Source organism: Brevibacillus formosus (assembly GCF_003013405.1).
Lineage (GTDB): Bacteria > Bacillota > Bacilli > Brevibacillales > Brevibacillaceae > Brevibacillus > Brevibacillus formosus.
The window spans coordinates 13,189-35,960 of record NZ_PXZL01000038.1 but is presented as its reverse complement, the minus strand read 5'-3'; the positions used below and the strand labels follow the sequence as shown (position 1 = coordinate 35,960).

At 48.3% G+C, this 22,772-nt stretch carries 24 protein-coding genes; 8 read left to right on the top strand and 16 right to left on the bottom strand.

All coding sequences use genetic code 11. The features are described from left to right. Positions 1-4 precede the first annotated feature (4 nt). Both C7R91_RS26850 and C7R91_RS26845 read right to left on the bottom strand, forming a co-directional pair. On the bottom strand, positions 5-370 hold the full coding sequence (locus tag C7R91_RS26850; RefSeq protein WP_047070817.1) for an MmcQ/YjbR family DNA-binding protein: 366 nt from the start codon (positions 368-370) through the stop codon (positions 5-7). Between the two features lie 79 nt (positions 371-449). Further along, positions 450-1,271: an AraC family transcriptional regulator gene (locus C7R91_RS26845; RefSeq protein WP_236697896.1), complete on the bottom strand. Its 822-nt coding sequence runs from the start codon at positions 1,269-1,271 to the stop codon at positions 450-452. Between the two features lie 172 nt (positions 1,272-1,443). Here C7R91_RS26845 and C7R91_RS26840 point away from each other — a divergent pair, with 172 nt between their 5' ends. Beyond that, positions 1,444-2,217 carry a YheC/YheD family protein gene (locus C7R91_RS26840; protein WP_047070813.1) on the top strand — a complete coding sequence of 258 codons (774 nt, stop codon included), beginning with the start codon at positions 1,444-1,446 and terminating at the stop codon, positions 2,215-2,217. Positions 2,218-2,253: 36 nt separating this feature from the next. Here the strand turns inward: C7R91_RS26840 and mscL are convergent, their stop codons facing one another. The 3 genes from mscL to C7R91_RS26825 are packed head-to-tail and all read right to left on the bottom strand — an operon-like array spanning position 2,254 to position 4,517. Beyond that, positions 2,254-2,718, bottom strand: a complete 465-nt coding sequence (gene mscL, locus C7R91_RS26835; protein ID WP_047070811.1) for a large conductance mechanosensitive channel protein MscL — start codon at positions 2,716-2,718, stop codon at positions 2,254-2,256. Between the two features lie 13 nt (positions 2,719-2,731). Continuing rightward, positions 2,732-3,664 (bottom strand): nucleoside hydrolase, encoded by a 933-nt coding sequence (locus tag C7R91_RS26830; RefSeq protein WP_047070810.1) that lies wholly within the window; start codon positions 3,662-3,664, stop codon positions 2,732-2,734. A gap of 4 nt (positions 3,665-3,668) precedes the next feature. After that, positions 3,669-4,517 carry a nucleoside hydrolase gene (locus C7R91_RS26825; RefSeq protein WP_047070808.1) on the bottom strand — a complete coding sequence of 283 codons (849 nt, stop codon included), beginning with the start codon at positions 4,515-4,517 and terminating at the stop codon, positions 3,669-3,671. 216 nt (positions 4,518-4,733) lie between these two features. On the opposite strand from C7R91_RS26825, the gene C7R91_RS26820 reads away from it, so the two are divergent. Next, complete coding sequence (locus C7R91_RS26820) at positions 4,734-5,075, top strand: hypothetical protein (RefSeq protein WP_047070806.1); 342 nt, start codon at positions 4,734-4,736, stop codon at positions 5,073-5,075. 335 nt (positions 5,076-5,410) lie between these two features. Here C7R91_RS26820 and C7R91_RS26815 read toward each other — a convergent pair whose 3' ends face one another. The 6 genes from C7R91_RS26815 to C7R91_RS26790 all read right to left on the bottom strand — a co-directional run bounded on the left by C7R91_RS26815 (position 5,411) and on the right by C7R91_RS26790 (position 11,433). Continuing rightward, on the bottom strand, positions 5,411-5,626 hold the full coding sequence (locus C7R91_RS26815; RefSeq protein WP_017250899.1) for a hypothetical protein: 216 nt from the start codon (positions 5,624-5,626) through the stop codon (positions 5,411-5,413). A gap of 52 nt (positions 5,627-5,678) precedes the next feature. After that, positions 5,679-6,890, bottom strand: a complete 1,212-nt coding sequence (locus tag C7R91_RS26810) for an ABC transporter permease (RefSeq protein ID WP_047070803.1) — start codon at positions 6,888-6,890, stop codon at positions 5,679-5,681. Beyond that, positions 6,877-7,608: an ABC transporter ATP-binding protein gene (locus tag C7R91_RS26805; protein ID WP_047070801.1), complete on the bottom strand. Its 732-nt coding sequence runs from the start codon at positions 7,606-7,608 to the stop codon at positions 6,877-6,879. The genes C7R91_RS26810 and C7R91_RS26805 overlap by 14 nt, the downstream gene beginning before the upstream one ends. Positions 7,609-7,612: 4 nt before the next feature. Further along, positions 7,613-9,205, bottom strand: a complete 1,593-nt coding sequence (locus tag C7R91_RS26800) for an efflux RND transporter periplasmic adaptor subunit (RefSeq protein ID WP_047070799.1) — start codon at positions 9,203-9,205, stop codon at positions 7,613-7,615. A 145-nt stretch (positions 9,206-9,350) separates the two neighbouring features. Beyond that, a complete protein-coding gene (locus tag C7R91_RS26795; protein WP_047070798.1) occupies positions 9,351-10,784 on the bottom strand; it encodes a HAMP domain-containing sensor histidine kinase in 1,434 nt (477 codons plus the stop codon). Continuing rightward, positions 10,750-11,433, bottom strand: coding sequence for a response regulator transcription factor (locus C7R91_RS26790; protein ID WP_047070797.1), 684 nt, complete (start codon positions 11,431-11,433; stop codon positions 10,750-10,752). Before C7R91_RS26790 ends, C7R91_RS26795 begins: the two co-directional genes overlap by 35 nt. Before the next feature lie 136 nt (positions 11,434-11,569). On the opposite strand from C7R91_RS26790, the gene bluB reads away from it, so the two are divergent. Continuing rightward, a complete protein-coding gene (bluB, locus tag C7R91_RS26785) occupies positions 11,570-12,223 on the top strand; it encodes a 5,6-dimethylbenzimidazole synthase (protein WP_047070795.1) in 654 nt (217 codons plus the stop codon). A gap of 259 nt (positions 12,224-12,482) precedes the next feature. Here the strand turns inward: bluB and hrpB are convergent, their stop codons facing one another. Continuing rightward, complete coding sequence (gene hrpB, locus C7R91_RS26780) at positions 12,483-14,987, bottom strand: ATP-dependent helicase HrpB (protein WP_047070793.1); 2,505 nt, start codon at positions 14,985-14,987, stop codon at positions 12,483-12,485. A gap of 279 nt (positions 14,988-15,266) precedes the next feature. Between hrpB and C7R91_RS26770 the strand changes: the two genes are divergently transcribed. After that, positions 15,267-16,127, top strand: coding sequence for an S-layer homology domain-containing protein (locus C7R91_RS26770; RefSeq protein WP_047070791.1), 861 nt, complete (start codon positions 15,267-15,269; stop codon positions 16,125-16,127). 27 nt (positions 16,128-16,154) lie between these two features. Then, positions 16,155-16,547 carry a VOC family protein gene (locus C7R91_RS26765; RefSeq protein ID WP_047070790.1) on the top strand — a complete coding sequence of 131 codons (393 nt, stop codon included), beginning with the start codon at positions 16,155-16,157 and terminating at the stop codon, positions 16,545-16,547. 41 nt (positions 16,548-16,588) lie between these two features. Here C7R91_RS26765 and C7R91_RS26760 read toward each other — a convergent pair whose 3' ends face one another. Then, on the bottom strand, positions 16,589-18,103 hold the full coding sequence (locus tag C7R91_RS26760) for a PH domain-containing protein (RefSeq protein ID WP_236697895.1): 1,515 nt from the start codon (positions 18,101-18,103) through the stop codon (positions 16,589-16,591). Further along, positions 18,103-18,597: a PH domain-containing protein gene (locus C7R91_RS26755; RefSeq protein WP_047070785.1), complete on the bottom strand. Its 495-nt coding sequence runs from the start codon at positions 18,595-18,597 to the stop codon at positions 18,103-18,105. Before C7R91_RS26755 ends, C7R91_RS26760 begins: the two co-directional genes overlap by 1 nt. 308 nt (positions 18,598-18,905) lie before the next feature. On the opposite strand from C7R91_RS26755, the gene ahpC reads away from it, so the two are divergent. Both ahpC and ahpF read left to right on the top strand, forming a co-directional pair. After that, positions 18,906-19,469 (top strand): alkyl hydroperoxide reductase subunit C, encoded by a 564-nt coding sequence (ahpC, locus tag C7R91_RS26750; RefSeq protein ID WP_016741021.1) that lies wholly within the window; start codon positions 18,906-18,908, stop codon positions 19,467-19,469. Positions 19,470-19,483: 14 nt separating this feature from the next. Next, entirely contained in the window at positions 19,484-21,013 is a 1,530-nt protein-coding gene (gene ahpF, locus C7R91_RS26745) for an alkyl hydroperoxide reductase subunit F (RefSeq protein ID WP_047070783.1), read from the top strand. A gap of 49 nt (positions 21,014-21,062) precedes the next feature. On the opposite strand, the gene C7R91_RS26740 is transcribed toward ahpF, so the two are convergent. Both C7R91_RS26740 and C7R91_RS26735 read right to left on the bottom strand, forming a co-directional pair. Continuing rightward, the gene (locus C7R91_RS26740) at positions 21,063-21,893 is read right to left on the bottom strand and encodes a prohibitin family protein (RefSeq protein ID WP_047070781.1); all 831 of its coding nucleotides are present in this window, start codon (positions 21,891-21,893) and stop codon (positions 21,063-21,065) included. An 86-nt stretch (positions 21,894-21,979) separates the two neighbouring features. Beyond that, positions 21,980-22,195, bottom strand: a complete 216-nt coding sequence (locus C7R91_RS26735; protein ID WP_047070778.1) for a hypothetical protein — start codon at positions 22,193-22,195, stop codon at positions 21,980-21,982. 287 nt (positions 22,196-22,482) lie between these two features. On the opposite strand from C7R91_RS26735, the gene C7R91_RS26730 reads away from it, so the two are divergent. Beyond that, positions 22,483-22,749 (top strand): CD3324 family protein, encoded by a 267-nt coding sequence (locus C7R91_RS26730; RefSeq protein ID WP_047070776.1) that lies wholly within the window; start codon positions 22,483-22,485, stop codon positions 22,747-22,749. The last annotated feature ends 23 nt before the right edge of the window (positions 22,750-22,772 follow it).

Here is a 22,772-nt window from a genome sequence, read left to right as displayed (position 1 = left end):
TCACTCACTCCTGTTCGCTCTTGATTTCTTGCTGGACGCGCTTGGGCAGTTTTTGGAGCACTGTCTCGTACGCATGCTCGATCATCCTTTCCCATAAGCCTTCGGGAATGTCAGCGTCCAAGTAGACCGAATTCCAATGGGATTTATTCATGTGATAGCCGGGTACGATCCCTTCGTAGGTCTCGCGCAATTCCTCCGCACGCATCGGGTCGCATTTCAAGGTGAGGATGCGAACACCTTTGGAGTCGCCTCCGATCATGGCAAATATTTTGCCTCCAACATGGTAACGATCGCATTCCCAATCCATCTGATAGTCGTGGGTGGCACCGGGCTGCTTCCGGCAGTATGTATCTAATGTTTGTTCATTCACATGAATTCACCATCCTTTCATTAGGATAACGCGTCTCGCCAAAAGAAGATTGTAAAAAACGGACAACATTTCGAGACTATCAATTCGCACGATCTGGCGAGACAATTTTACTTGGAGCTACACCGTAAAAAGTGTGAAAGCTCTTGATCAAGTGCGATTGATCGTAATAGCCACATTGGAGAGCGGCATCTGTAAACGAAGTGCACGTTCCCTTCGACAGCATTTGCAGCAGCCCTTGAAATTGAATGATTCGACCCAGTTCCTTCGGGCTCATACCCAACTGCTGTTGAAATGTCCTGCGCAAGCTTCTCTCGCTGTAATTCACTTTCTCGGCGAGTGCGGCCACGGAAAGATTTCCTCTGTATTCATACAAGTAGTTCATGCTTGTCAAAAGCAACTGGTCTGCTGGATTATCCATCCACAAGCGTTTGATAAGCTCCCGCTCCAAAAAAGCGAGCCGCTCCGACGTGTCGGAAGCTTCGAGCAAGCCTTCTATCACCTCATCCGCCTCTTTGCCCCATATGTCTTCCAGATTGGGATGATGTCCGTTGATCATGACGATGGGGTAGCGCAAAAAACGAGCCGCTCCCTCAGCGTAAAAACGAATACCGATCAAGGATTGTGGTTCGGTCAATGGGATTACCTCGTACGTCCTCATCAGTCCCGTTAGAAATGCCCCCTTCTGATAGGAAGTGGCACCGAGATTGAAAATGATATCGACGCATCCATCGGGTATGACTCGGCTTGTAGGTGCTATCCCTTTGCCGTCGTACTCTGAGGTCCAGTAGCAGGCGATATCGTTCACCAGACATTTGCTGGGCATGTACTCTTGGTAGTGATAGGCATTTTGGGTGCTCGCTCGTTGCAGAGTCGGAGGTTGCACCGGACGGAATTGCCGCATGATTTTCGTCATCCTTCTCTTATGATTAGAACATATATTCCCCCACAATCCTGTAACTCCTTCTCAGCCACTGGCAATTTTTGAAAAACGCCCCTTGTCAAAATGAAAACGGTCGCGAACACATCTGCATATGCTGGGACGAATGGATTTTTCGTAAAGTGAGGTGCATGATGTGATCTCCTCCTGCAAGTGGAGCCTTCATCAGTTCTTTTCAAAAAGTCCTTACATTCGCCCTTACCTCCCGCCTACTGCTTTATATCAGCCCGCAAGGTTGGACTCGTATGTAGCGAAGTATTCTACCGTCTATATCAAACCAACGCGAACCCATATGGGGAAAGGCATTATTCGTGTCTGGAAAACGGATAGCGGGGGCTATCAATTTGTGAAGGAGCGCGGAGAGCCTATGCAGGCAGATTCTTTAGCTGACTTGAAGCAGCAGCTTGCCGCGCAATGCACAGAAAAAAATTATGTCATACAAAAAGGGCTCGATTTAGCAGAGATCAATGGTCGTCCCTTTGACATTCGCGTCATGATGATGCGCAATGGCTTAGGCAAATGGCAATACGCCGGCATGCTAGCCAAGGTAGCTGGTGCCGACAGCATTATTACTAATGTCGCTCGCGGCGGCGGATATGCCGTCACAGTCCCGCATGCCTTGAAAAAGTCGGGAGCTGTTACACCCGACAAAATAAAAAGTATCGTCTCTCAGTTGATCCAAATTAGTCACCGTGTATGTGCCCACTTTAATAAATATCGGCACAGTGCGCAAATCGGCGTCGATTTTGCCATTGAGAAAGCTGGAAATCTCTCCATTATTGAGGTCAATTACGACTTTCCTTCCCACGGGCTGTTTGCCAAGCTCAGAGACAAGACCTATTACCATAAGATTAAAAGACTTCACTATCAGTATAAAAACCGCATGAAACGAAAACAGAGGAAGGCATAATCGCCCTCCTCTGTTCGTTTGATTCTTGAATATGTCTTATTCGTGTGCCAGTGCTGTTCCTTTTGTATCCAGCATGGAGGTGCAGTTCGGGCAGCGCGTAGCCTTGATTGGAATAGCCGAGATGCAATGCGGGCACTCTTTTGTCGTTTCAGGTGCTTTCACCACTTCTTGTTTGCGTTTGAAGCGGTTGAGCTGCTTGATGACGATAAAAATAGAAAAGGCAATAATGACAAAATCAATCACGGAGTTGAGGAACAACCCGTAGTTTAGTGTGGCAGCATTAGCTTTTTTTGCTTCGGCGATGGTCGTATAAGGAACTCCACTCAAATTGATGAACAAGCCGGAGAAATCCACCTTGCCCAGAAGCAATCCGATCAATGGGGTAATAATGTCATTAACGAGTGAGGTAACAATTTTACCAAAAGCCCCACCAATAACGACACCGACAGCGAGATCCATTACATTTCCTTTTAACGCAAACTCTTTAAACTCTTTTAACATAATGATTTCCTCCTTACCTACCTAAAACATATTGTAAAAAATGGCTGACAAAGCGCTCATGATCAACCTCCAAGCAAACGTCCACATTCGGCGGCTGCGCTGGATGTTCCCTTCTGTCCCCAATCGTACGGGCATCACTCGCTCCCCCGGACGTATCTACGGCAACATGCATCGGGACCGACTTCACAAACGTCGGATCAATGACAACACCTACCGCCAACGGATCATGCAGACCGCAGCCGCGCAAATTGCCCACTGTCGCGTAGGCATTCATGTACACCTCGCACATATCCGCAAAAGCATGGCTCAGGCGTGTATCCTTCGTTCTCCATTCCTGCAGGTGTTCGCGGGTAAGCAGCGTTTGCATCGTCACATCCAGGCCTACCAGCGTCACGGGAATACCAGACTGGAAGACATACGCTGCGGCTTCCGGATCTGCACAAATATTCGCCTCCGCTACAGGCGTGCGATTTCCCGGCACCGTTACAGCTCCCCCCATCACGACCACTCGTTTGACAAGAGCTACGATTTCTGGAGCAGCCATAATCGCTCGCGCCAAATTGGTCATGCTTCCGACGGTCACGAGTGTCAATTGATGAGGATTTTCCTTAATCGCAGAGATGAGATATTGTGTGGCACACTGTGGCTGAGCCGTTGTCGATGGCTCTGGAAGGACGACATTGCCTAGCCCGTTTTCACCGTGGAACAGCCTTGCTTTTCCTGTAAGGTCGCGAACAATCGGCTTCGATGCCCCCTGATAGACAGGAATCCCAGAGGCACCCAGCAGCTCTAGCACCTGTAAGGTATTGCGCGTTGCTTCCTCCACCGTAATATTGCCAAAAGTCGTGGTAATCCCACACACTTCAAGAGCAGGCGAGTGAACGGCATAAGCAATCGCCAGCGCATCATCAATCCCGGTATCTACATCCAAAATGATTTTTTCCATGCGCTTATACCCCTCCCTGATCCAAAACAGTTTGCAGCCAGCACTCTGCCTCTGCCATCTCAACCTCAACACATACGACCGTATCGGTTCCTACACTCGGTTTCGCCCGTAGATCGGCTAGAATGGCACCGCGTGATAATTCACTCTTACAATCGACGGAGAGCTTCATCTGCTCCGTCCGCATCTTATCAGGCGAGAGAGCCGCGAGCATCGCTACCCATGCATGGAGCGCACCAGCAGAAGCTGCGAACTGCACAACTGACATCGTCGTTCTATCGATTAGGCCAACTGCTTGTGCCAGACTCCCCAGCGTATGTACCTGCTCTTCCTTCAAACGAAACGAGCTGGTTGTATCTATTGGAACGAGCACAAGTGGCAAGCGGGCTGCCAAAACGAGCGCAGCTGCTTCCGGATCACCATGCATGTTTGTTTCGGCAATAGCCGTTACGTCTCCTGGTACGCGTATCGCTCCACCCTGCACCACAATTCGCGTAAATTTACGCGCCAACAGTGGATCACGCGCGACAGCCAAAGCTAGCGTCGTCAATCGGTCAAACGTCACGAGTGTCAAGTCACTTTCCTCATCCTGCGTATTTTCCACAAGGAGTCGTACACCTTCCGAGGTGGTCGTATCTACCGTTCCTGAGAAAAGCGGTTGCTTGGCACCTGTTACGATTGGAATTTCATAGCCTGGCTGTGCAAAATCAATCAACTTGCTAGCCAAGCTTGACTGCGATTCTCTGCAAATGATCCCTGCCACTTGAACATCAGGCGACCGCAATGCATACAGCAAGGCCAGCCCTTGACCAAATCCACCGCAAAACTCGATGATCAACCGGTGTTTTTTTGCCACAATCTCATCTCCCGCTTCTCGCTATTGCCATTTGTCAAAACCGCTTTTCCTATGCTATCCAAATCAGAAGCAACCGTCAAATATCCAAATGCTCATCTCTACCTTCTCTTCTCTTGCATCGAACGGATAACTATTTTACACTTATTCATAACTTCGACAAAAATCGCCATCACACAAGACTAATGCGCCAAGCCATGCAAAAGGAGTATAACGGTCATGCCTTCGTTGAACCGCTCAAACATGGATGCTATTTCTCTCGTGAAAAACCAACTGATCCAAGCGATTGTGCTGCACCAAACGAAGCCTTATCTGCCTGTTTGGGGAGAACTCTTTACAGCGTTGCGGGAAATCCAAAAGGCAGGCCAGCATTCACAGAAAAATATACACGTCTATTCCATTGAGCCGACAGGCGATCTCTGGTATTTGTACCGAGAAAATGTTTTTTCTGTCGATTTGCCTGGAATGGGCATCACGATTTCTCTCACACAGGAGCAATTTATTGATGCCTTGCTAAAAGGAAGCTTTCAACCTACCCTTTCGATAACAAAGCCGTCATGAGAAACGGCTTTTTTTCATGCATTTTGGACAAAAAAAAGCCCCAAGATCAAATCTTGGGAGAGAGTAGTACGTTATATTCACGTGAATAAGCTTATTTTATATCCCACTACTCACTCATTCTAGCTGTATATTCAGGTAATTGTACCTATTATATCCTATGCGCAAAAAAAAGAGGCGGCCCTTCTGCACGGATTGGGTGCCGCCATCCCGAACTTCCCCAAGTTCGTTCATATTCGAATTGTACTATGAAACAGCCCTATCGAAAAGTGTCAGGTTTTGTTTTCCTGTGAATTATTGCAAATCCCTGACGCCTGCTCGGGCCATCAGGGATCATTCTATTTGCTATCGTTGTTGAGCACATCAGCAGCTCTTGGTCCAAAAATGATATACAAATAGACATATTGGCTGACGCTAACTCGAGGAAAGACGAACGCCACACTGGTCTTGCCCTCTTGCTGTCTGACAAAATAACGCAATTTGCTTGTTTTGATCCTTTTCACAATGCGTGTCGCTTCTCGCCATGGTACGGAAAATTGAACGCTTTTTTCCATCAGCACCAACACCTCTCACGGCTAGTATGCCCGGATTGGTAAAATTACACACTCACTCATACCGCAGTGCGTCAATTGGTTTGAGCTGTGCTGCTTTTCTCGCCGGGTACACACCAAAAATAACACCAACCAATGTAGAGGTCAGAAACGCATACATGATCGGCGACAGACTGATTGAGGTTGCCATCTGACTGAACTTGCTAACCAAAAACGCAGCCCCTACCCCTAAGGCAATGCCAATCACTCCGCCAATCAGGCTAAGCGTAACCGCTTCGATCAAAAACTGACGGAGAATATCTCCCCGCTTGGCTCCGATCGCCTTGCGAATTCCGATCTCCCGTGTCCGCTCCGTGACGGATACAAGCATAATGTTCATCACGCCGATCCCGCCAACAATCAGCGAGATGGCGGCAATGCCAGATAAAAGCGCGGTCATCGAGCTGGATACTGACTGTGCTGTGCTTAAAATGTCTGACTGGGATGTAATGCGGAAATCATCTGCAGCTTGTGGCCGTAGTTTGTGATTGGCACGAAGGGCTTGCTGAATATCTTGTTGCGCCTTCTCCATCAAGTCCGGCGATGCTGCCGAGACGTAGATCGAGCCCACGTTTTTGCCTCCAGTCAATCTGTTCATCGCAGTGGTAATCGGAATGATGATCCGATCGTCGTTGTTTGTCATGCCTGAACTTCCCTGGCTCTGTAATACACCGATGATCGTGAACGGAATCCTGTTGATCTGAACGGTTTGCCCTACTGGATTCGCTCCTTTAAACAGGTTGCTGACCACCTCAGTCCCTACGACAGCCACGTTGTATTGCATCTTCACTTCAAAGTTGCTAAAGAAACGCCCTTGTCCTACTTCTACATTCCTTACCTGAGGGAAATCGGCTGACGTCCCCTCGAGCATACTCGAATAGTTATTGCTGCCCCAGACAATCTGCCCCCGCGTATTGACGCTGGGAGCGACACCCGAAATGGACTCTTTTTGCATCAAGGCTTCTGCATCTGCCATCGTCAGCGTATTCAGAGAGCCAGCCCCAAGGCTTACCCTGCCCTGTGTCGCCTGACCAGGTGTGACAATCAGCAGGTTGCTCCCTAAACCATTGATTTGCGAAGCAACAGACGTGGAAGTCCCTTCTCCGATCGCCACCATCGCGATAACAGCAGCCACACCGATGATGATTCCCAGCATTGTTAGAACGGAGCGCAATCCATTTGCCCTGATGCTGCGAAATGAAATGCGTACACATTCAAGAAAGCTCATCTGCTCTACCCTCCATCGACACCCTCCTGCGATCCTCCACCACTTCATCCGCGATGATTTGCCCATCACGAAACCGGACAATCCTCTTGGCATACTCCGCAATATCAGGTTCATGCGTCACCAAAATAACTGTTTTGCCCGCATCGTTCAGCTTTTGAAAGATTCCCATGATCTCTTCACTCGTCTTCGTGTCCAGCGCTCCTGTCGGCTCGTCTGCCAGTAGAATGACGGGATCATTGACGAGAGCTCGCGCGATCGACACGCGTTGCTGCTGTCCGCCTGACAGCTCATTGGGCTTGTTGTTCAATCGCTCTGCCAGTCCGACACTCGTTAATGCCCGGATGGCTTTTTCTCTTCGCTCCCGTGCAGGCGTGCCTCCATATAACAGAGGCAGCTCGACATTTTCAACTGCGGTCGTACGCGGCAACAGATTGAAATTTTGAAAAACAAAGCCGATTTTCTGATTGCGGATGACTGCCAATTCATCATCATGTGCTTGTGATACAGGATAGCCGTCCAAAAAAAATTCTCCCGAGGTAGGCTTATCCAGACAGCCAATCACATTCATCATCGAAGACTTGCCTGAACCGGAGGGCCCCATGATTGCCACGAAATCCCCTACCTCAATCGACAAGCTGACACCCCTGAGCGCATATATCTCCTGGTCTCCGATGACGTACTGCTTTCTCAGCTCTTCTATTTGAATGACCGGTTTCATCTGCCTACCGTCCCCTTATCTGGACGCCCATTCCGCCGAATCCCGGCATACCGCCGCCCATTCGATTTCCATTTTGACTCGTTCCAGATGAAGTCTGAGTATTCACGAGGATGACGACACGCTCTCCTTCGGTAAGCCCCTCTGTCACCTCTACCTGATCGGCAGTGAAATACCCCATTTTGATCGGAACAAATCGATACGGCATATTCGCTCTGCCCTCTTTGGCTCCACTGCGGTTGTTTGCTTGCTTCGCCTCAGCCTGATTCCCTTCAGCTCCTTCTCCAGCTTGTTGTGCAGCAGCATCCTTTAGTACATACACGCCATCCTTGCCATTTTGCGTTTGCAGCGCTTGCGCAGGTACCAGGAGCACATTTTTATGGGTTCCTCGTTCGATCGCGACGTTCATCGTCATCCCGATCTTCAATTTGTTATCCTGGTTTGCCACAGACAAAAGCACATCGTAAGTGGTGACCCCAGCATCGGTTTTCGCTTCCGGATAAATCAGCTTTACTTTTCCACGGAACGTCTCGTCTGCATAAGAGCTCGTCGTAAATGTCACAGGCAAGCCTTCCTGCACTTTTCCGATGTCGCTCTGGCTGATCTGGGCCAACACCTCTAAATCTCCGCTATTCGAATTATCCATGATAATGAAATCATTGCCGGGTATTTCGCCTACATTGCCATTCACCTGGACGATCACTCCATCCATCGGCGCTTTCAAGGTGACAGCCCTCAATGCCTTCTGTGCTTGTTGCAGCCCCGCTTTTGCCTGTTCCACTGCTGCTTTGGCTGATAATACTGTGGCGGCATCCGGACCTTCATTGGCTTCCTGTAACGCTTCTTGCGCTGTTTGATACGCAGCCAATGCTTGCTCTACCTTCACACTCGCCTGTCCTGTCGTCTGTCCGGCTGTCAGCACGGCCGAGTTGTAATCGCGTTGGGCTTGATCCAAAGAGGCCTGAGCACTGTCGAATTCACTCTTGGCAATCGCACCTGCCGCGAACAAGGCCTGCTGGGAAGTGTACGTCTTCTGGGCACTCTCCAGGTTTGCCTTTGCCTTCGCTACGTCATTCGCCGCTTTTTTCCCGTCAATGTTTTGCTTTGCGAGCTCCCATTCGTTCTTGGTCTGATTGACGGTGGCTTGTAAAGAAGTGATTTCAGCAGGACTCTTGCGCTTTTGTGCCTCCTCTAGCTTGGCTTGCGCCGACAATAGATTCGCTTCCGCATTGGTTACCTGGATTCTCGCTACGGAATCGTCCATCGTCGCCAGAACTTGCCCTGCCTTCACCGCATCACCAACGCCGACCTGAATGGTAGAGATCGCATCCTTGGCTTCTTCTGCATCAGAAAACGAGAGAGACGAGCGCTTGGAAGCCTGTACAGTGCCTGATGCCATCACGACTTCTGAGATGTCTCCCCTTTTTACCGTCTCCACTTGAAATGCGGCCTGCGCCGTTTGTGGGGTAAAAAACGACTGGTAGCCGAATATCCCACCTGAGACGATCACGGCCCCGACAGCCAAAACCCCAACGATCCACCTTTTCTTGTTGTTTCCTGCCTTCGAAAACAACTCTCTCTTTTTCTCCTTGTGAGTCACGCTCAATCCTCCTACCGTCTACTTGATTGAAGACTTGTCTTTTTGGTTGCGACCACTATACGGAATGAATACGTCAGGGAAAAGTCAGATGAAGACACAAAAAAACGACCAGAGAGAACCAGGTCGCTTTTCGATCATGCATGGATTATTTACGTAAAATCAACGTGAAGGTGCTGCCTGACGCCGTACTCTCCGTCAGAATCAACATACCTCCTAACGCTTGGGCAATCATTCTGCTATATGACAAACCAAGCCCCAGCCCACGGACGATGTGCTTCTTGTCCTCGCCTCGGTAGAATCGCTCGAAAATCAAAGACTGTTCTTCTATCGGTATCCCGCGTCCATTGTCCTTCACGTCAATGCGAATTTCATCTGCTGATGCAGATAGTGACACGACGATCCGCCCCTCCGATTCCATCGCTTGTGCTGCATTATTTAGGAGATTGTACATGATTTGCTGCACACGCAACGGGTCAGTATCAATCATGACCGGATCAGAGGTATTTTCGAGGTGCAAGCTGAGCTTCTCTTCTTCCTGCGCAATTTTCCATTGGTGCGTAATTTCCCTGATCAGCTCCTGCATGTTTTGAGGTTGGCTTCGAATGCGAATGTCACCGACTGCAAAAGAGTTAAAATCGAGCAAATCCTCTACCATTTTTTGCAGACGTGTCGTTTCCTTTGTACAAATATCCAAAAACTCCTTGGCTTCCTCACCGGTGACAACCTCTTCTCTCACGGCTTGCACCAGCCCACTGATGGACGTAACAGGTGTTTTGAGTTCGTGGGTTACCCCTGCCAATAACTCGGTACGCATCATTTCCAGCTGCTTCAATCGCTCTGCCATTTCTTCAAAGGAATGGATCAGTTCATACACTTCTTGTTCGCGCTTGTTTTTATCCAATTGAATCTCGTAGTTTCCCAGCACGATTTGCTTGGCAGCGTCCGCCACATCCTTAATCGGCTGAGACAGCTTTTTCGTCAGCAAATAAATGACGAGCCACCCAAGCAAACCAAGACCCAGAAGCATAGTCACGAGCAATTGGAATTCGGTCATGCTGCGTATCACCTGTTTTTGCGGGGTGAACAGCATGACCCATCCAACCACCCGCTCATCAACCCTAATGCTTTCCTTCACGAAAAGCACTTCGTCGCCCCGCGCAAGCTCAAACTGTGACAGGCTGTCATCCGCTTCCACCAGATCAGGCGCGATGCGCATCAGTTCCCCAGAAAAAGGACCGGGTACGCCAAATACTGGTTGTTTGTGTTCATCTAAGATCATCATAATTGGCTTGTAATTGACTCCGAGTGACTCCTGGCGACTGTCCACAATACGAAACAAGAACGGAGCCATTTTTACCTTGCCTTCCACATCAACGACCCGATCCGCTACTTCCGCTGCCATCAGTCTCATAAAATCAAGGCGTTTTTGAGTCTCGCTATAAGAAATCCAGTAGCTGGATGCAATCCCGATCACGAAAAGGCCGATACACAAGATGATCAAGTATCGCGTCGTCCAATACCGAAACAAAGAGGTGCGTTTTTTCTCACTCATATACGCACAGTTTGTAGCCCAAGCCACGATAGGTACGGATTTCCCCTTCGGATGTCGGCCAATTTTCCAAAGATCGCCGGATGCGTTTGATCGCGAGGTCTACTGCGCGATCACTTCCTTCGTAATCCATCCCCCACACCTGTTCGATGAGCTGTTCTCTGGTGAACGTCTGGTTTTTGTACTGAGCCAAAAAAAGAAACAGGCACAAGTCCTTTGGTGTAAACGCCAGCTCGATGCCGTGCAGCATGACAGAATACGCCTTGAAGTCGACTTTCAGACTGCCAAACTGCTTCACATGATTGCCTTCTATCAATTGTTTCGAGCGACGTAATACTGCATGTACGCGAGCAACCACTTCATCGGCAATAAAGGGCTTAGTGATATAGTCGTCAGCACCTTGATTTAAACCCGCCAGCTTATTATCGATTTGTCCCAACGCTGTCAGCATGATGACAGGACACGAGCTTTTCGCCCGAATATATTCGAGAATACTCCATCCGCTTCGTCCAGGCAGCATCACATCCAGCAAGACAAGTGCAGGATTGAGTGAATCAAACTTCCGCTCTGCTTCCTCGCCGTTAAATGCCTGTTCAACCCGAAAGTTGTTTTTTTCCAAATACGCCTTCAATACCCGAGAGATGGGTAACTCGTCTTCCACGATTAAGATGTTTTGCATGTTGTACTCTCTCCCCTCTGCTCGGACTAATCTTCCCTTTAGCGTAGGACATGAATATGTCAAGCAGATGTCTGGAAGGAAGCATACTTTGTAAGTAAAATAAAGAGGCCTGAATGCAAATAGGGAGGTTTTTCTCATGAAACGCTTAACCACGGAAGAAAAAAACGGTTTGTATAAAGCCATTAGCAATCGTCGCGATATTCGTACCTTTCGCCCAGATCCTGTCGCCCCGGAAAAGCTCGCCATGATCTTGGCTGCTGCCCACCACGCTCCTTCTGTCGGATTCATGCAGCCATGGAATTTTGTCCTGGTGGAAGACGATGCAACCAAACAAGCTCTCGCAGAATGTGCGGATAAAGAGCGCAGGGCACTTGCCATCCACTACGAAGGGACAGGACGAGAGTCTACCTTTTTGGAGTTGAAAATTCAAGGGATCAAGGAAGCGCCTGTCACCATCTGTGTCACTTGTGATCCTACACGTGGCGGAGACCATGTACTCGGACGCAATTCCATCCCGGAAACAGATATCATGTCTGTCAGCTGTGCGATCCAAAACATGTGGCTGGCTGCCTACGCAGAAGATTTGGCGATGGGCTGGGTCAGTTTTTACAAGAAGGCCGACGTGCGTCGTATCCTGAACATACCGCCGCATATCGATCCTGTCGCATTGCTGTCGATCGGGTACACGGATCATTATCCGGAACGTCCACTCTTGGAGCTGCACCAATGGAGACAACGCGAGGATCTGCAACAGTTGATTTATCGGGAGCAATGGGGAAACAAAGCGTAAGCCTTGACTCTGACTCCATACGAAAAAAAGGGCGCTGCAACTGCGGCACCTTTTTTTACAAAAAAAAGACCGCCTGATGGAACAGGCAGCCCAGAGAAATAGAGGGGGTAGTACGTGATTCACGGTATGTTCCTGACGTGCCAGAACATGAAGAAAGTTTCACAATTGACGTGACTCACGAACATGGAACTAGCAAAATGGGAAATTTCACCTGACGCGAAGCCCTCCCTCTATGCCCGAATATACCTAGCGGATCGATTTATATGCGTGGACGTGTCCGGTTTGTCGGAATGGCCGCTAGCGGATCATCTGGCCAGTAATGCTTGGGATAACGGCCCTTTAAATCTTTTTTCACTTCAAAATACGCATGTGCCCAAAAGCTCGCCAAGTCCCGTGTCACTTGTACCGGACGATGAGCCGGCGAAAGCAGGTGCAATGTCAGGGCTACTCTGCCTCTGCCTATTCTCGGAGAGTCTTGCCAACCAAACAACTCCTGTAGCCGGACGGAAAGCACTGGTGCCGCCGGATCGCTGTAATCGACAGGAATTTTGGAACCGCTCGGGACGATCACATGAGTCGGAGCGTATTCGTCTAGTTGCCTGCGCTGCTCCCATGACAGCATACTCTCTAGCAACGTCGTCACTGACAGCGACTGCAGGTCTTCCTTTCTTTTGAAACCATAGACATGGGGAGCGAGCCATTCCTCCAAGGAAACAAGCAGTGCCTCATCTTCTACATTCGGCCAGCCTTCCTCCAGACGATGCATAAAGAGCAAACGCTCCCGATACTGTCTCGCCTGCCGATTCCACGGCAAAATCTCCAAGCCTTCTTCCTTTATTCCGTCCAAAAGCGCTGTTAACACCTCATCTGGCGAAGCCTCCGCAGCTATATCCGCCAACAGGATCGACCCCAACCGCTTTTGCTTGCGGCTGCGAACTGCTCCTGCTGTACGCTCCCACCATACGTTCATTCGTTCGGTAATCTGCATCGCACAATCATTCAACAGCTCGCTTTCTTCCACGCTAGCCGCCAGTAATATCCGACTATCTGCGCCTTGGTCATCGAGTTCTGCTGCCACAATATATGGCGAAGCAGCCAGTGGTTGCTGCACGGAAAAAGCCGCCCCACGCCCATTACGAAGCAAATAGCGTCCATCTGCCCTTCGCTGTGCAATCCGGTCCGGGTACGCAAACGCCAGCAGTCTTCCCGTCGCTTCTGTACGAGCGGACGTGTCACCAGGCTTGTTGTTTATCCAGATCCGTTTGAAGTGCGCCGCCTCCTTCCAGAGTCTTTTGCATGCTCCTGCATCAATCGGAAGCTCTCCTGCACCACTCTGTTTGTTTGCTACCTGACGAAGCATTTCAACACGCGTACGCATATCCGCATCTGCTGACGCTTGACGACCCCTCACAATATCTCGTTCTTCCAAAAGGACAGCCAGCTCACAAGCCAGTTCACCTTCTCCCAGCTCATTCGCTTTCTGAATCATGTGGCCCAATCTCGGATGCACCCCCATCCCAGCCAGCACTCGTCCATGTGGTGTGATCTGCTTCCGCTCATCGAATGCGCCCAGCTGAAGCAGCAGCTCTTGAGCCTGTGCCATCGCTGGCTTCGGCGGGGGATTCAGCCAATCGAGTTCTTCCGCTGCCCCGACTCCCCACAGAGCCAGCTCCAAAGCGAGCACAGCCAGGTCCGCTTCCATGATTTCAGGTGCCTGCTGTGGAATGAGCATGCGATCTTCTTGCTCTGTCCATAGCCGAAAACAGACCCCAGGTGCAAGACGTCCAGCCCTTCCTCGCCGTTGGTCAGCAGATGCCTTCGATACCTTTGCAGTCTCCAGTCTCGTCATCCCTGTTCGTGGAGAAAATCGCGGGACCCGTTTTAATCCGCTATCAATTACGATGCGAACACCCTCGACAGTCAAGCTCGTCTCGGCAATAGTGGTAGCGAGGACAATTTTTCGCTCTCCTGTTTTCCCGGGCTGGATCGCCTTGTCTTGTTCCTCCTGCGGCAAATTTCCGCAAAGAGGCGCAATCCGTATATTCGAGCCCACACCGCTTTGTTCAAGCAACTCTTGCACCCGGTGAATTTCTCTGGCTCCCGGTAAAAAGACAAGCATATCTCCCTCCTCTTGTCTCAACGCATGGAAGATCATCTGGACAACTGCTTCCTCCAGACGCCCCTCCATCGGGGAAGTCAAAAAATGCGTCTCCACCGGAAACATCCTGCCTTTGCTACTGATAACAGGAGCATTCCCCAGCAAGGCTGACACGGGCTCAGCATCGAGCGTAGCGGACATCACGAGAATTCGCAGGTCTTCCCGAAACAAGCCTTGTGCCTGAAGACTAAGGGCCAGCCCTAAATCCGCGTGCAAATTTCGTTCGTGGAACTCGTCGAAAATAACAAGACCGACATCAGATAGCTCCGGATCATCCTGCAGCATTCTCGTTAAAATTCCTTCTGTAATCACTTCAATCCGTGTACCTGGACCGACTCTTGATTCACGCTTGACCCGGTATCCGACCGTTTGTCCAACTTCTTCTCCCAGCAAGGCAGCCATGTAGGCAGCGGCTTGCCGTGCAGCCAGTCGGCGTGGGACCAGCATCACAATTCGGCGATTGTGCAACCAAGCTTCATCACGCAAGGCCAGTGGTACTCGCGTCGTCTTCCCCGCACCCGGAGCAGCGACCAATACTGCGTTTGTCTCTTTGCGCAGCGTGTTTACCAGCTCGGGCAATACTTCATTTATCGGCAATGCATTCATATTTTCACCTCATACGAGCAATCATCCTATTCATCATACACGATACAGGGATTTAGGGATGAGTGTGGATGCCCATTCCGGATATGATCCAGACGGGAAAAACACGCTTGCAGCAAAAGCCTTTCTCCCAAACCGCCGAGCATCGAGGCTCCGTCTGGCGAGTTTGACTCGCTCTATATCGTCACATCTGTACTTGCACAACACCTTCCCTTTCCAGCACCGGATAGTATACTAGAAGGATAATCCTTACAAGTTCATAGAAAAAAGAGAGGAGAACATATGAAAGTCATCACGGTATTACTTGCACTCATTCTGGGGTTATCCGGTATTTATCCTGCGGTTACACATGCTGCACCGAAATTTCATGATGTCGATCCAAAGAAATACGGCTGGGCCATGAATTCGATCTCCTTTATGGTAGATAAGGGGGTTGTTAGCGGTTATCCTGACGGTCGCTTCCAGCCTGAAGGATTGGTAGACAAAGCGGAAATGACTGTCATGATCTATCGCCTGTTTGATCGTTATAGACCGTACCAAGCAAATCAAAAGACCGATTACAGTAACTATCATATCGAGCTATTTGCCGACGTGCCCAAAAATCACTGGGCGTACACGGAGATCAACTCGATTGTCACAAGAGACTGGTGGAACGCTGTCACCTATTCGTCTCATGGCTACCTTTTTTTCCCGGATACAAAATTAAATCGAATTGGTGCGGCAAACGTCCTGCCCGTATTTATGTTAAAAAACCAAGACATTCCAGCGGCAGAGGTCTTACAGATCCTTTCCGGCATGCGGGATATTCCCATCATCTTGAGTCCGTATTCGCTTGACCCAAACTCGCCTGGAGACCTTTTCCAGGAGGATGGTCGATACAGCGAAGATGGGAGAGACCAAACGAACATCCTGTATCCGCTTCTCTTTGGCCAAGATGGTGATGAAATATTGTTTACGGATGACTACAGCGGAATCCTCGGAACCAATCTCGCCCTCTTGCAAAAAACAGGGATCATGACTGCATGGAACGGAAAGTTCGAGGGTGGAGAAATGCTGACTCGCGCGGAAGCTGTCACTATTTTGCACAGATTTTATACCTATTTGAAACAATCAGGAACACTTAGCCAATACTCGAGCAAATGAAAAACCTGTGGAAAGGAATGAAGTGATATGGCGATCAAAAAACTGGAGCATGTAGGATTGATGGTAAAAGATTTTGAGGCCTCGATTGCCTTTTACACCGAAGTGATAGGGATGGAGCTCAAAGGAAAGCTCGCTCATTCCAACGGAGTCATTACGCTTGCTTTTCTTGGATTTCCGGGAAGCACAGAGACAGAGCTGGAGCTCATTCACGGATACAGCGATTCACTTCCGGCAGAGGGCAAGGTCCATCACCTGGCGTTTGCTGTAGACAACCTCGAAGCTGAAATCGACCGTTTGAAGCAACTACATGTAACCTTTATCGACCAGGAAATAACCACGTTGCCGAACGGCTCGCGTTATATGTTCTTCAAAGGTCCAGATGGAGAATGGCTGGAGCTGTTTGAAAGCACAAGAACGTAGAGGGAAAAGGTTCTCCTTTTCCTTCTACGCCCACTCTGCTTCTATTCTACTTTGATCTCTTTTCTACGTCCCATATACCACTGAGAAAACCCTTCCGCCAACTCTAACGGCACATCTGTTACCCCTTTATGACTCACTGGTTTGGCCCGATTGACCGTTTTGATCGAAGCAAGCCCTAGCTGCTTTTGCAGGAGGCCTCTTTTGACGTTGACCTCAATAATCTTTTCTCGTTTGGAGACAAATAAAGTTGTAGTTAGGCTCCCTGTTTGGAACTGAATAAAATGATCATTCAAGGTGTATCGGGTGTTGTAGAATTCAATGACTTCGTAGGCCAGGATGAGCAGTGTCAACGTAATGGATATGATCCACCACGCTTGCTCCCACCCCCAAATATTCGGCTTGAAATAGGAAAGCGCACCTGTGCCTATGATCCAAATCCAGCTCGATCTGACCAAACGAACCCATAACGATTTTTTTGGAAGACTCGTCATTTCTTCCGTCACTTCATAAGCAGGCAATATTTCAGAGATCATCTCATACGCACGTTTTACCGGTAAAAATGGATAGAGTGAGCTGACATCCTGTTTATCTTTATCCGAATCACTATCCCCGCCGACAACCGTCAGCTTGACTTCTGCAAGACCCAACATGCGCTTTAACAAGGATTGCTTGATTTTAATCGCTTGCACTCTCTCTTTTGCGATCGAAAAAGCTGTTTCTTCAATGACTCCTTTAGCAATGTAAATCCGCTCATGATCCGACGAAATCTCGTATTTTCCGTAACGAATATAGGTCGTAACCATGCCGAATACGATGGATAGGACGAGTAGTCCAACGGCTGTCAGCGTGATAAATGTCCACGAGCTCGTAATCAGCGAATAAATACCTACTACCTGCTCCTCCACGTCGATATATTCGGTGAGCTTGAAATACGCCCATACCAGTAACGTAATCATCCCGAGAAAGCTGAGAGAAGTGAAGGAAGCCTTGATAATCTCTTTTTTCATTGGCGTAAAGTGAATGATTCGCTCAGGAGTGGCATACAGCGTACCGATTTCCCCCGAAGAGGTCGCGTCTCCTTCTTTTCCTTTAGCCTCAGGCTCTTTCTCTGATCGTACTGCCTGTTTCGTGTAAGCCTCCAGTCGATCTGCTTGGTTCAGAGAAATCACCGCGAATTCCACGGTAGAATCATCCCCAACCATCCCTGTTTCAAAGCGGATAGAAGTCACTTTGAAAATCCGGTGGAGCAACGTCGTATGTCGATTGACGTTTTGGATTTTGGTAAAGGGAATGGTTTGCTTTTTTTTCGTAAAAATTCCTTCGTAAAGATGGAAAGCCGTCTCATCCAGCCGATACTTGTACGAAATCCATTTCAAAAGCAGATAGACCAGCATCCCTGCTACATAGATGTAAAAAACTATTCTCCCGTACGTAATGAATGCGTTCGTCGAGTCATAATTGAACACAAACAAAATCAACGCAGGAAAAGACAGATGCTTTACTTGGATGATGAGATCAAAAAGGATAGTTAGTGGATGGTATCGTTTTGCTTCCATCACTCCTCCACTTCCTTTAATTTGGCGTAGTGAGCAATCTGTTCTCTTAATTGAGCAGCGACATCCCCCGGCAATCCTGGAATTTCGTGCGAGGAGCCCATCGTTTTTATTGAGATGGTGTACAGTCCGTATTTTCGTAAAATCGGTCCTTGCTTCGTTGAGACTGCTTGGATTTTCGTCATAGGGACAAGGAAATGTCTCTCTGTGATCACCCCGAATTTCATTTGCAGGAAATCTTCATCGATATCATACCGCCAGCTTTTATATAAAAAATACGGCTCGACAAAAGACCAAATCGTAGCGATCACACCGATAACGAGCAATCCGTGCAGACCCCATCCGATCCATTCCTTCCAGGCAAAACGATTATCTAGATAATAAAGAACGGCCAAAACAACAAGCCCGATCACAACCGTAATCGCCTCGGTAATAAGCTGTACCTTGAACGCATCCTTTGACAGGCATTTTTGCGGTGCGCTAATTGGAGATGGCATATCATCACTCCTCTATGTTTATTCCGCTGTCCATTCGCTCTTTATTTCATACGTAAAACAATCCACCCGGTTTCTACGGACGAGTCGTCAATTTTTCGCACAGCAAACGAATACTCTTATGCCGTTCGAATCATACTAAATAATGGATAAAACGTCTTGTAGAAATTATCACATTATAATCATTATAAAAAACTTGACTTACTGAATCATTTATTAAATAATAATCATTGTAAATTATATTCAAGCATGCCTCGTTACGGCATGTCCTGAATATGTAAATACAAAAAACATATAAAGGAGCTAACACTATGTCACTCATCGGAACTGAAGTATTGCCTTTTAAAGCACAAGCATTCCAAAAAGGTAAATTCCTCGAAGTAACAGAAGCAAACTTCAAAGGTCAATGGAGCGTAGTTTGCTTCTACCCAGCAGACTTCACTTTCGTTTGCCCTACTGAACTCGAAGATCTGCAAAACCAATATGCAACTTTGAAAGAACTCGGTGTTGAAGTTTACTCCGTTTCTACAGATACTCACTTCACTCATAAAGCATGGCACTCCAGCTCTGAAGCAATCAGCAAAGTAGAATACATCATGATCGGCGATCCTTCCCATGTGATCTCCCGCAACTTCGACGTATTGATCGAAGCGGAAGGTTTGGCAGATCGCGGTACATTCATCATCGACCCAGACGGTGTCATCCAAGCTGTTGAGATCACTGCAGGTGGCATTGGCCGTGATGCAAGTGCTCTGATCAACAAAATCAAAGCAGCACAATATGTTCGCAACAATCCAGGTGAAGTTTGCCCAGCTAAATGGCAAGAAGGTGGCAAAACCCTGAAACCAAGCCTTGATCTCGTAGGCAAAATTTAAGGTTGTGATATAAAATGGCCCTTGACCAAGAAATCAAAGCGCAACTAGAACAATATCTCGAACTCTTGGAAGGCGATATTGTACTCAAAGTCAGTGCAGGCACGGATGAGGCATCCTCTGAGATGCTTGCACTGATTGATGAGCTAGCAAGCATGTCTTTGAAGATCAGTGTGGAGAAAGCAGAACTCACTCGCACACCTAGCTTTAGCGTAAACCGTGTCGGCGAAGATACTGGCGTTGTTTTTGCCGGTACTCCGCTGGGTCACGAATTTACTTCCTTGGTATTGGCTCTCTTGCAAGTTAGCGGAAGAGCTCCAAAGGTCGAGCAAAGTGTCATTGATCAAATCAAAGACCTTCGTGGTGAATATAAGTTCGAATCTTACATCAGCTTGAGTTGCCACAATTGTCCAGATGTTGTCCAAGCTCTGAACTTGATGAGTATCTTCAATCCTGGTATTACTCATACAATGATTGACGGTGCCGTATTCAAGGACGAGGTAGAGAGCAAAAACGTGATGGCTGTGCCAAGCGTTTTCCTCAATGGTGAATTTTTCGAAAGCGGCCGTATGACCGTGGAGGAAATTCTCGCCAAGCTGGGTTCTGCTCCGGACGCATCCGAGTTTGAAAATAAAGACCCTTATGATGTGCTTGTTGTGGGCGGTGGCCCAGCAGGCGCTAGTGCGGCGATTTATGCAGCACGCAAAGGGATTCGTACAGGTCTCGTTGCTGAACGCCTTGGCGGTCAAGTCAATGACACATTGGGCATTGAGAACTTCATCAGTGTGAAATACATTGAAGGTCCTCAGCTCGCAGCCAACTTGGAAAAGCAAGTGAAAGAGTATGGCATTGATGTCATGAAGCTGCAACGTGCCAAGCGTTTAGAGAAGAAGGATCTGATCGAAGTTGAACTCGAAAACGGCGCTGTTCTGAAGAGTAAGACAGTCATCCTGTCGACAGGTGCTCGTTGGCGGAATCTGGGTGTACCAGGTGAAGCAGAGTTCAAGAACAAGGGTGTAGCTTATTGCCCTCACTGCGATGGTCCTTTGTTCATCGGCAAAGATGTCGCAGTTGTTGGCGGCGGTAATTCAGGTGTGGAAGCAGCGATTGATCTCGCAGGTATTGTGAAACATGTAACCGTTCTGGAATTCTCGCCAGAGCTGAAAGCTGACGCAGTATTGCAAGATCGTCTTTACAGTCTGCCGAATGTCACTGTACTCAAAAACGTTCAAACCAAAGAAATTACGGGTACGGATAAAGTAAACGGCATTTCTTACATCGATCGTGAGACAGGCGAAACCAAGCACATTGAATTGCAAGGTGTGTTTGTACAGATCGGTCTGGTACCGAATACAGATTGGTTGGGCGACACGATTGAGCGCACTCGCTTTGGTGAGATCGTAGTAGACAGCCATGGTTCTACTAACATCCCTGGTGTTTTTGCTGCCGGTGATTGCACGAACAGTGCTTATAAACAGATCATCATTTCGATGGGATCTGGTGCTACTGCGGCTTTGGGAGCTTTTGACTATCTCATCCGCAACTAAGAACAAAGCCACTCCTCTTCAAGGGAGTGGCTTTGTTTTATTTATTCGGTTATGGGGTACCCACGTTGATAAACGGAGTAGCTCCACCTGTCACGTTCGGCAGCTTACCATCCCATTTGCGGATGGCTTCGAGTTGCGCCTCAATCTGTCTGAGCTGAATCAGCTCTGGCGTAACCTCTTGCTTTTGCAGACGCAGCGCTTGTGCCTGTGCTTCTGCTCTCGTGATTTCTTGCTCTTTCTCGATCTTGATCCGCTCCAGGTCCAGCTTCGATTTGAGCGCTTGCTGCTCAGCTACCTGCTTGGATTCAATAGCGCGGTTGAATTCATCACTGAAAGTAAACTCGCGAATATTGATTTCGTCGAGGATGATGTTATAATTTGCCAGCTTTTTATGCAGGACTTCTTTTACCTTCTGGCTGACCTCGGAACGCTTGGATACCAGTTCCTCTGCTGTGTATTGAGCGGTCACGGCTTTAAATGATTCGGCAATGGCAGGATCAACAATTCGGCTATTGTACTCCAATCCCACTTGCTGATACAGTTTATTGACATTTTCTGCATCCAAATGATGGTTAACAGCAATTGTCGTAGACACGGTTTGCAGGTCACGCGAAGCGGACGTCTGGCTCATTTCTGATTTTTGCACCCGCACTTCCATCGGCACCACGGTTTGGATAAACGGAATTTTAAAATGCATGCCCTCTTGCAGCACTTTTGGCTGTACCGCTCCCAGTTGCAGCACAACCCCACTATGCCCTGCGGAAATAATCGTAAAAGATTGCGTGCCAAGCAAGACCAACGCAACCAGTATCACAATCGTTGCGATCAGCTTTCCTCCTGCTTGAAAGGGACTCATTTTTACAACATTTTTGTCGCTCATACTCGTCCTCCCTCTATCTATACATGCTCATTCATGTATACGAGAGAGTGGGCTGTAAGTTTCAAGAAATTTATGAAAAATACATGTCATGAGCGCTCTGCTTTCGAAGCTTCTAAAAGAACGTGTGCCATTCGCTCTGCCTCGATTTTGCATAGCTCAAATTCAACTTCACCAGATACATGCGAAATCAATTGGATGACTTCTTCACACCCGTGATTACATATTAAAAACTGCCCCCACCGCACTTCCGAACGCGATACCTTGCGGGCGGAAAAGCCACTCTGAAAACCGCCAAGACTCATTTTTTTCTCATCTCCATCTAAAAAAACAATCTACACGTCCCTCTCATCTTACCCTTTTTTTCGCAATCAAGGAAAAGATGTTTATTGAAGGAACTTCGCTTTCTCACTACTATAGAAACAAGAAGGGAGATGATTCAAATGCTAGACCCTTATGTACGAAGAGCGGAATGCGGCTCTGAGCAAAGAGTTCCCCTTGCTCTTGGTTCAGAGCCTTCCCAATATTGAGTTGAGGATCTCTTTGCTCATCTATATACGCACATCACGCTATATAGATAGGAGCAAAGCACATGAAATACAAAAATGCACAAGACCTATTGCCAGACGATCTGCTGCGGCAAATTCAGCATTATGTACAAGGAAGTTACTTGTACATCCCCATTCACCACGAAAACAAACGACAATGGGGCTCCTCCACTGACACAAAGCAATGGCTAAGCGAGCGCAATCAGGCTATTTGGCAGGCATATCACGAAGGGGCTTCTGTCAAAATGCTCGCCAAGAAACATTACTTGACCGAGCACAGTATTCGGCGCATTATACGTGGACATAAATGAGACAGAGAAAAGGTCGACCGTGT

Coding starts and splice junctions, on each gene's coding strand:
- C7R91_RS26845 (WP_236697896.1), bottom strand. CDS start 1,271: ATGCGGCAATTCCGTCCGGTGCAACCTCCGACTCTGCAACGAGCGAGC.
- mscL (WP_047070811.1), bottom strand. CDS start 2,718: ATGTTAAAAGAGTTTAAAGAGTTTGCGTTAAAAGGAAATGTAATGGAT.
- C7R91_RS26830 (WP_047070810.1), bottom strand. CDS start 3,664: ATGGAAAAAATCATTTTGGATGTAGATACCGGGATTGATGATGCGCTG.
- C7R91_RS26820 (WP_047070806.1), top strand. CDS start 4,734: ATGCCTTCGTTGAACCGCTCAAACATGGATGCTATTTCTCTCGTGAAA.
- C7R91_RS26815 (WP_017250899.1), bottom strand. CDS start 5,626: ATGGAAAAAAGCGTTCAATTTTCCGTACCATGGCGAGAAGCGACACGC.
- C7R91_RS26810 (WP_047070803.1), bottom strand. CDS start 6,890: ATGAGCTTTCTTGAATGTGTACGCATTTCATTTCGCAGCATCAGGGCA.
- C7R91_RS26805 (WP_047070801.1), bottom strand. CDS start 7,608: ATGAAACCGGTCATTCAAATAGAAGAGCTGAGAAAGCAGTACGTCATC.
- C7R91_RS26790 (WP_047070797.1), bottom strand. CDS start 11,433: ATGCAAAACATCTTAATCGTGGAAGACGAGTTACCCATCTCTCGGGTA.
- bluB (WP_047070795.1), top strand. CDS start 11,570: ATGAAACGCTTAACCACGGAAGAAAAAAACGGTTTGTATAAAGCCATT.
- hrpB (WP_047070793.1), bottom strand. CDS start 14,987: ATGAATGCATTGCCGATAAATGAAGTATTGCCCGAGCTGGTAAACACG.
- C7R91_RS26770 (WP_047070791.1), top strand. CDS start 15,267: ATGAAAGTCATCACGGTATTACTTGCACTCATTCTGGGGTTATCCGGT.
- C7R91_RS26765 (WP_047070790.1), top strand. CDS start 16,155: ATGGCGATCAAAAAACTGGAGCATGTAGGATTGATGGTAAAAGATTTT.
- C7R91_RS26760 (WP_236697895.1), bottom strand. CDS start 18,103: ATGGAAGCAAAACGATACCATCCACTAACTATCCTTTTTGATCTCATC.
- C7R91_RS26755 (WP_047070785.1), bottom strand. CDS start 18,597: ATGCCATCTCCAATTAGCGCACCGCAAAAATGCCTGTCAAAGGATGCG.
- ahpC (WP_016741021.1), top strand. CDS start 18,906: ATGTCACTCATCGGAACTGAAGTATTGCCTTTTAAAGCACAAGCATTC.
- ahpF (WP_047070783.1), top strand. CDS start 19,484: ATGGCCCTTGACCAAGAAATCAAAGCGCAACTAGAACAATATCTCGAA.
- C7R91_RS26740 (WP_047070781.1), bottom strand. CDS start 21,893: ATGAGCGACAAAAATGTTGTAAAAATGAGTCCCTTTCAAGCAGGAGGA.
- C7R91_RS26735 (WP_047070778.1), bottom strand. CDS start 22,195: ATGAGTCTTGGCGGTTTTCAGAGTGGCTTTTCCGCCCGCAAGGTATCG.
- C7R91_RS26730 (WP_047070776.1), top strand. CDS start 22,483: ATGAAATACAAAAATGCACAAGACCTATTGCCAGACGATCTGCTGCGG.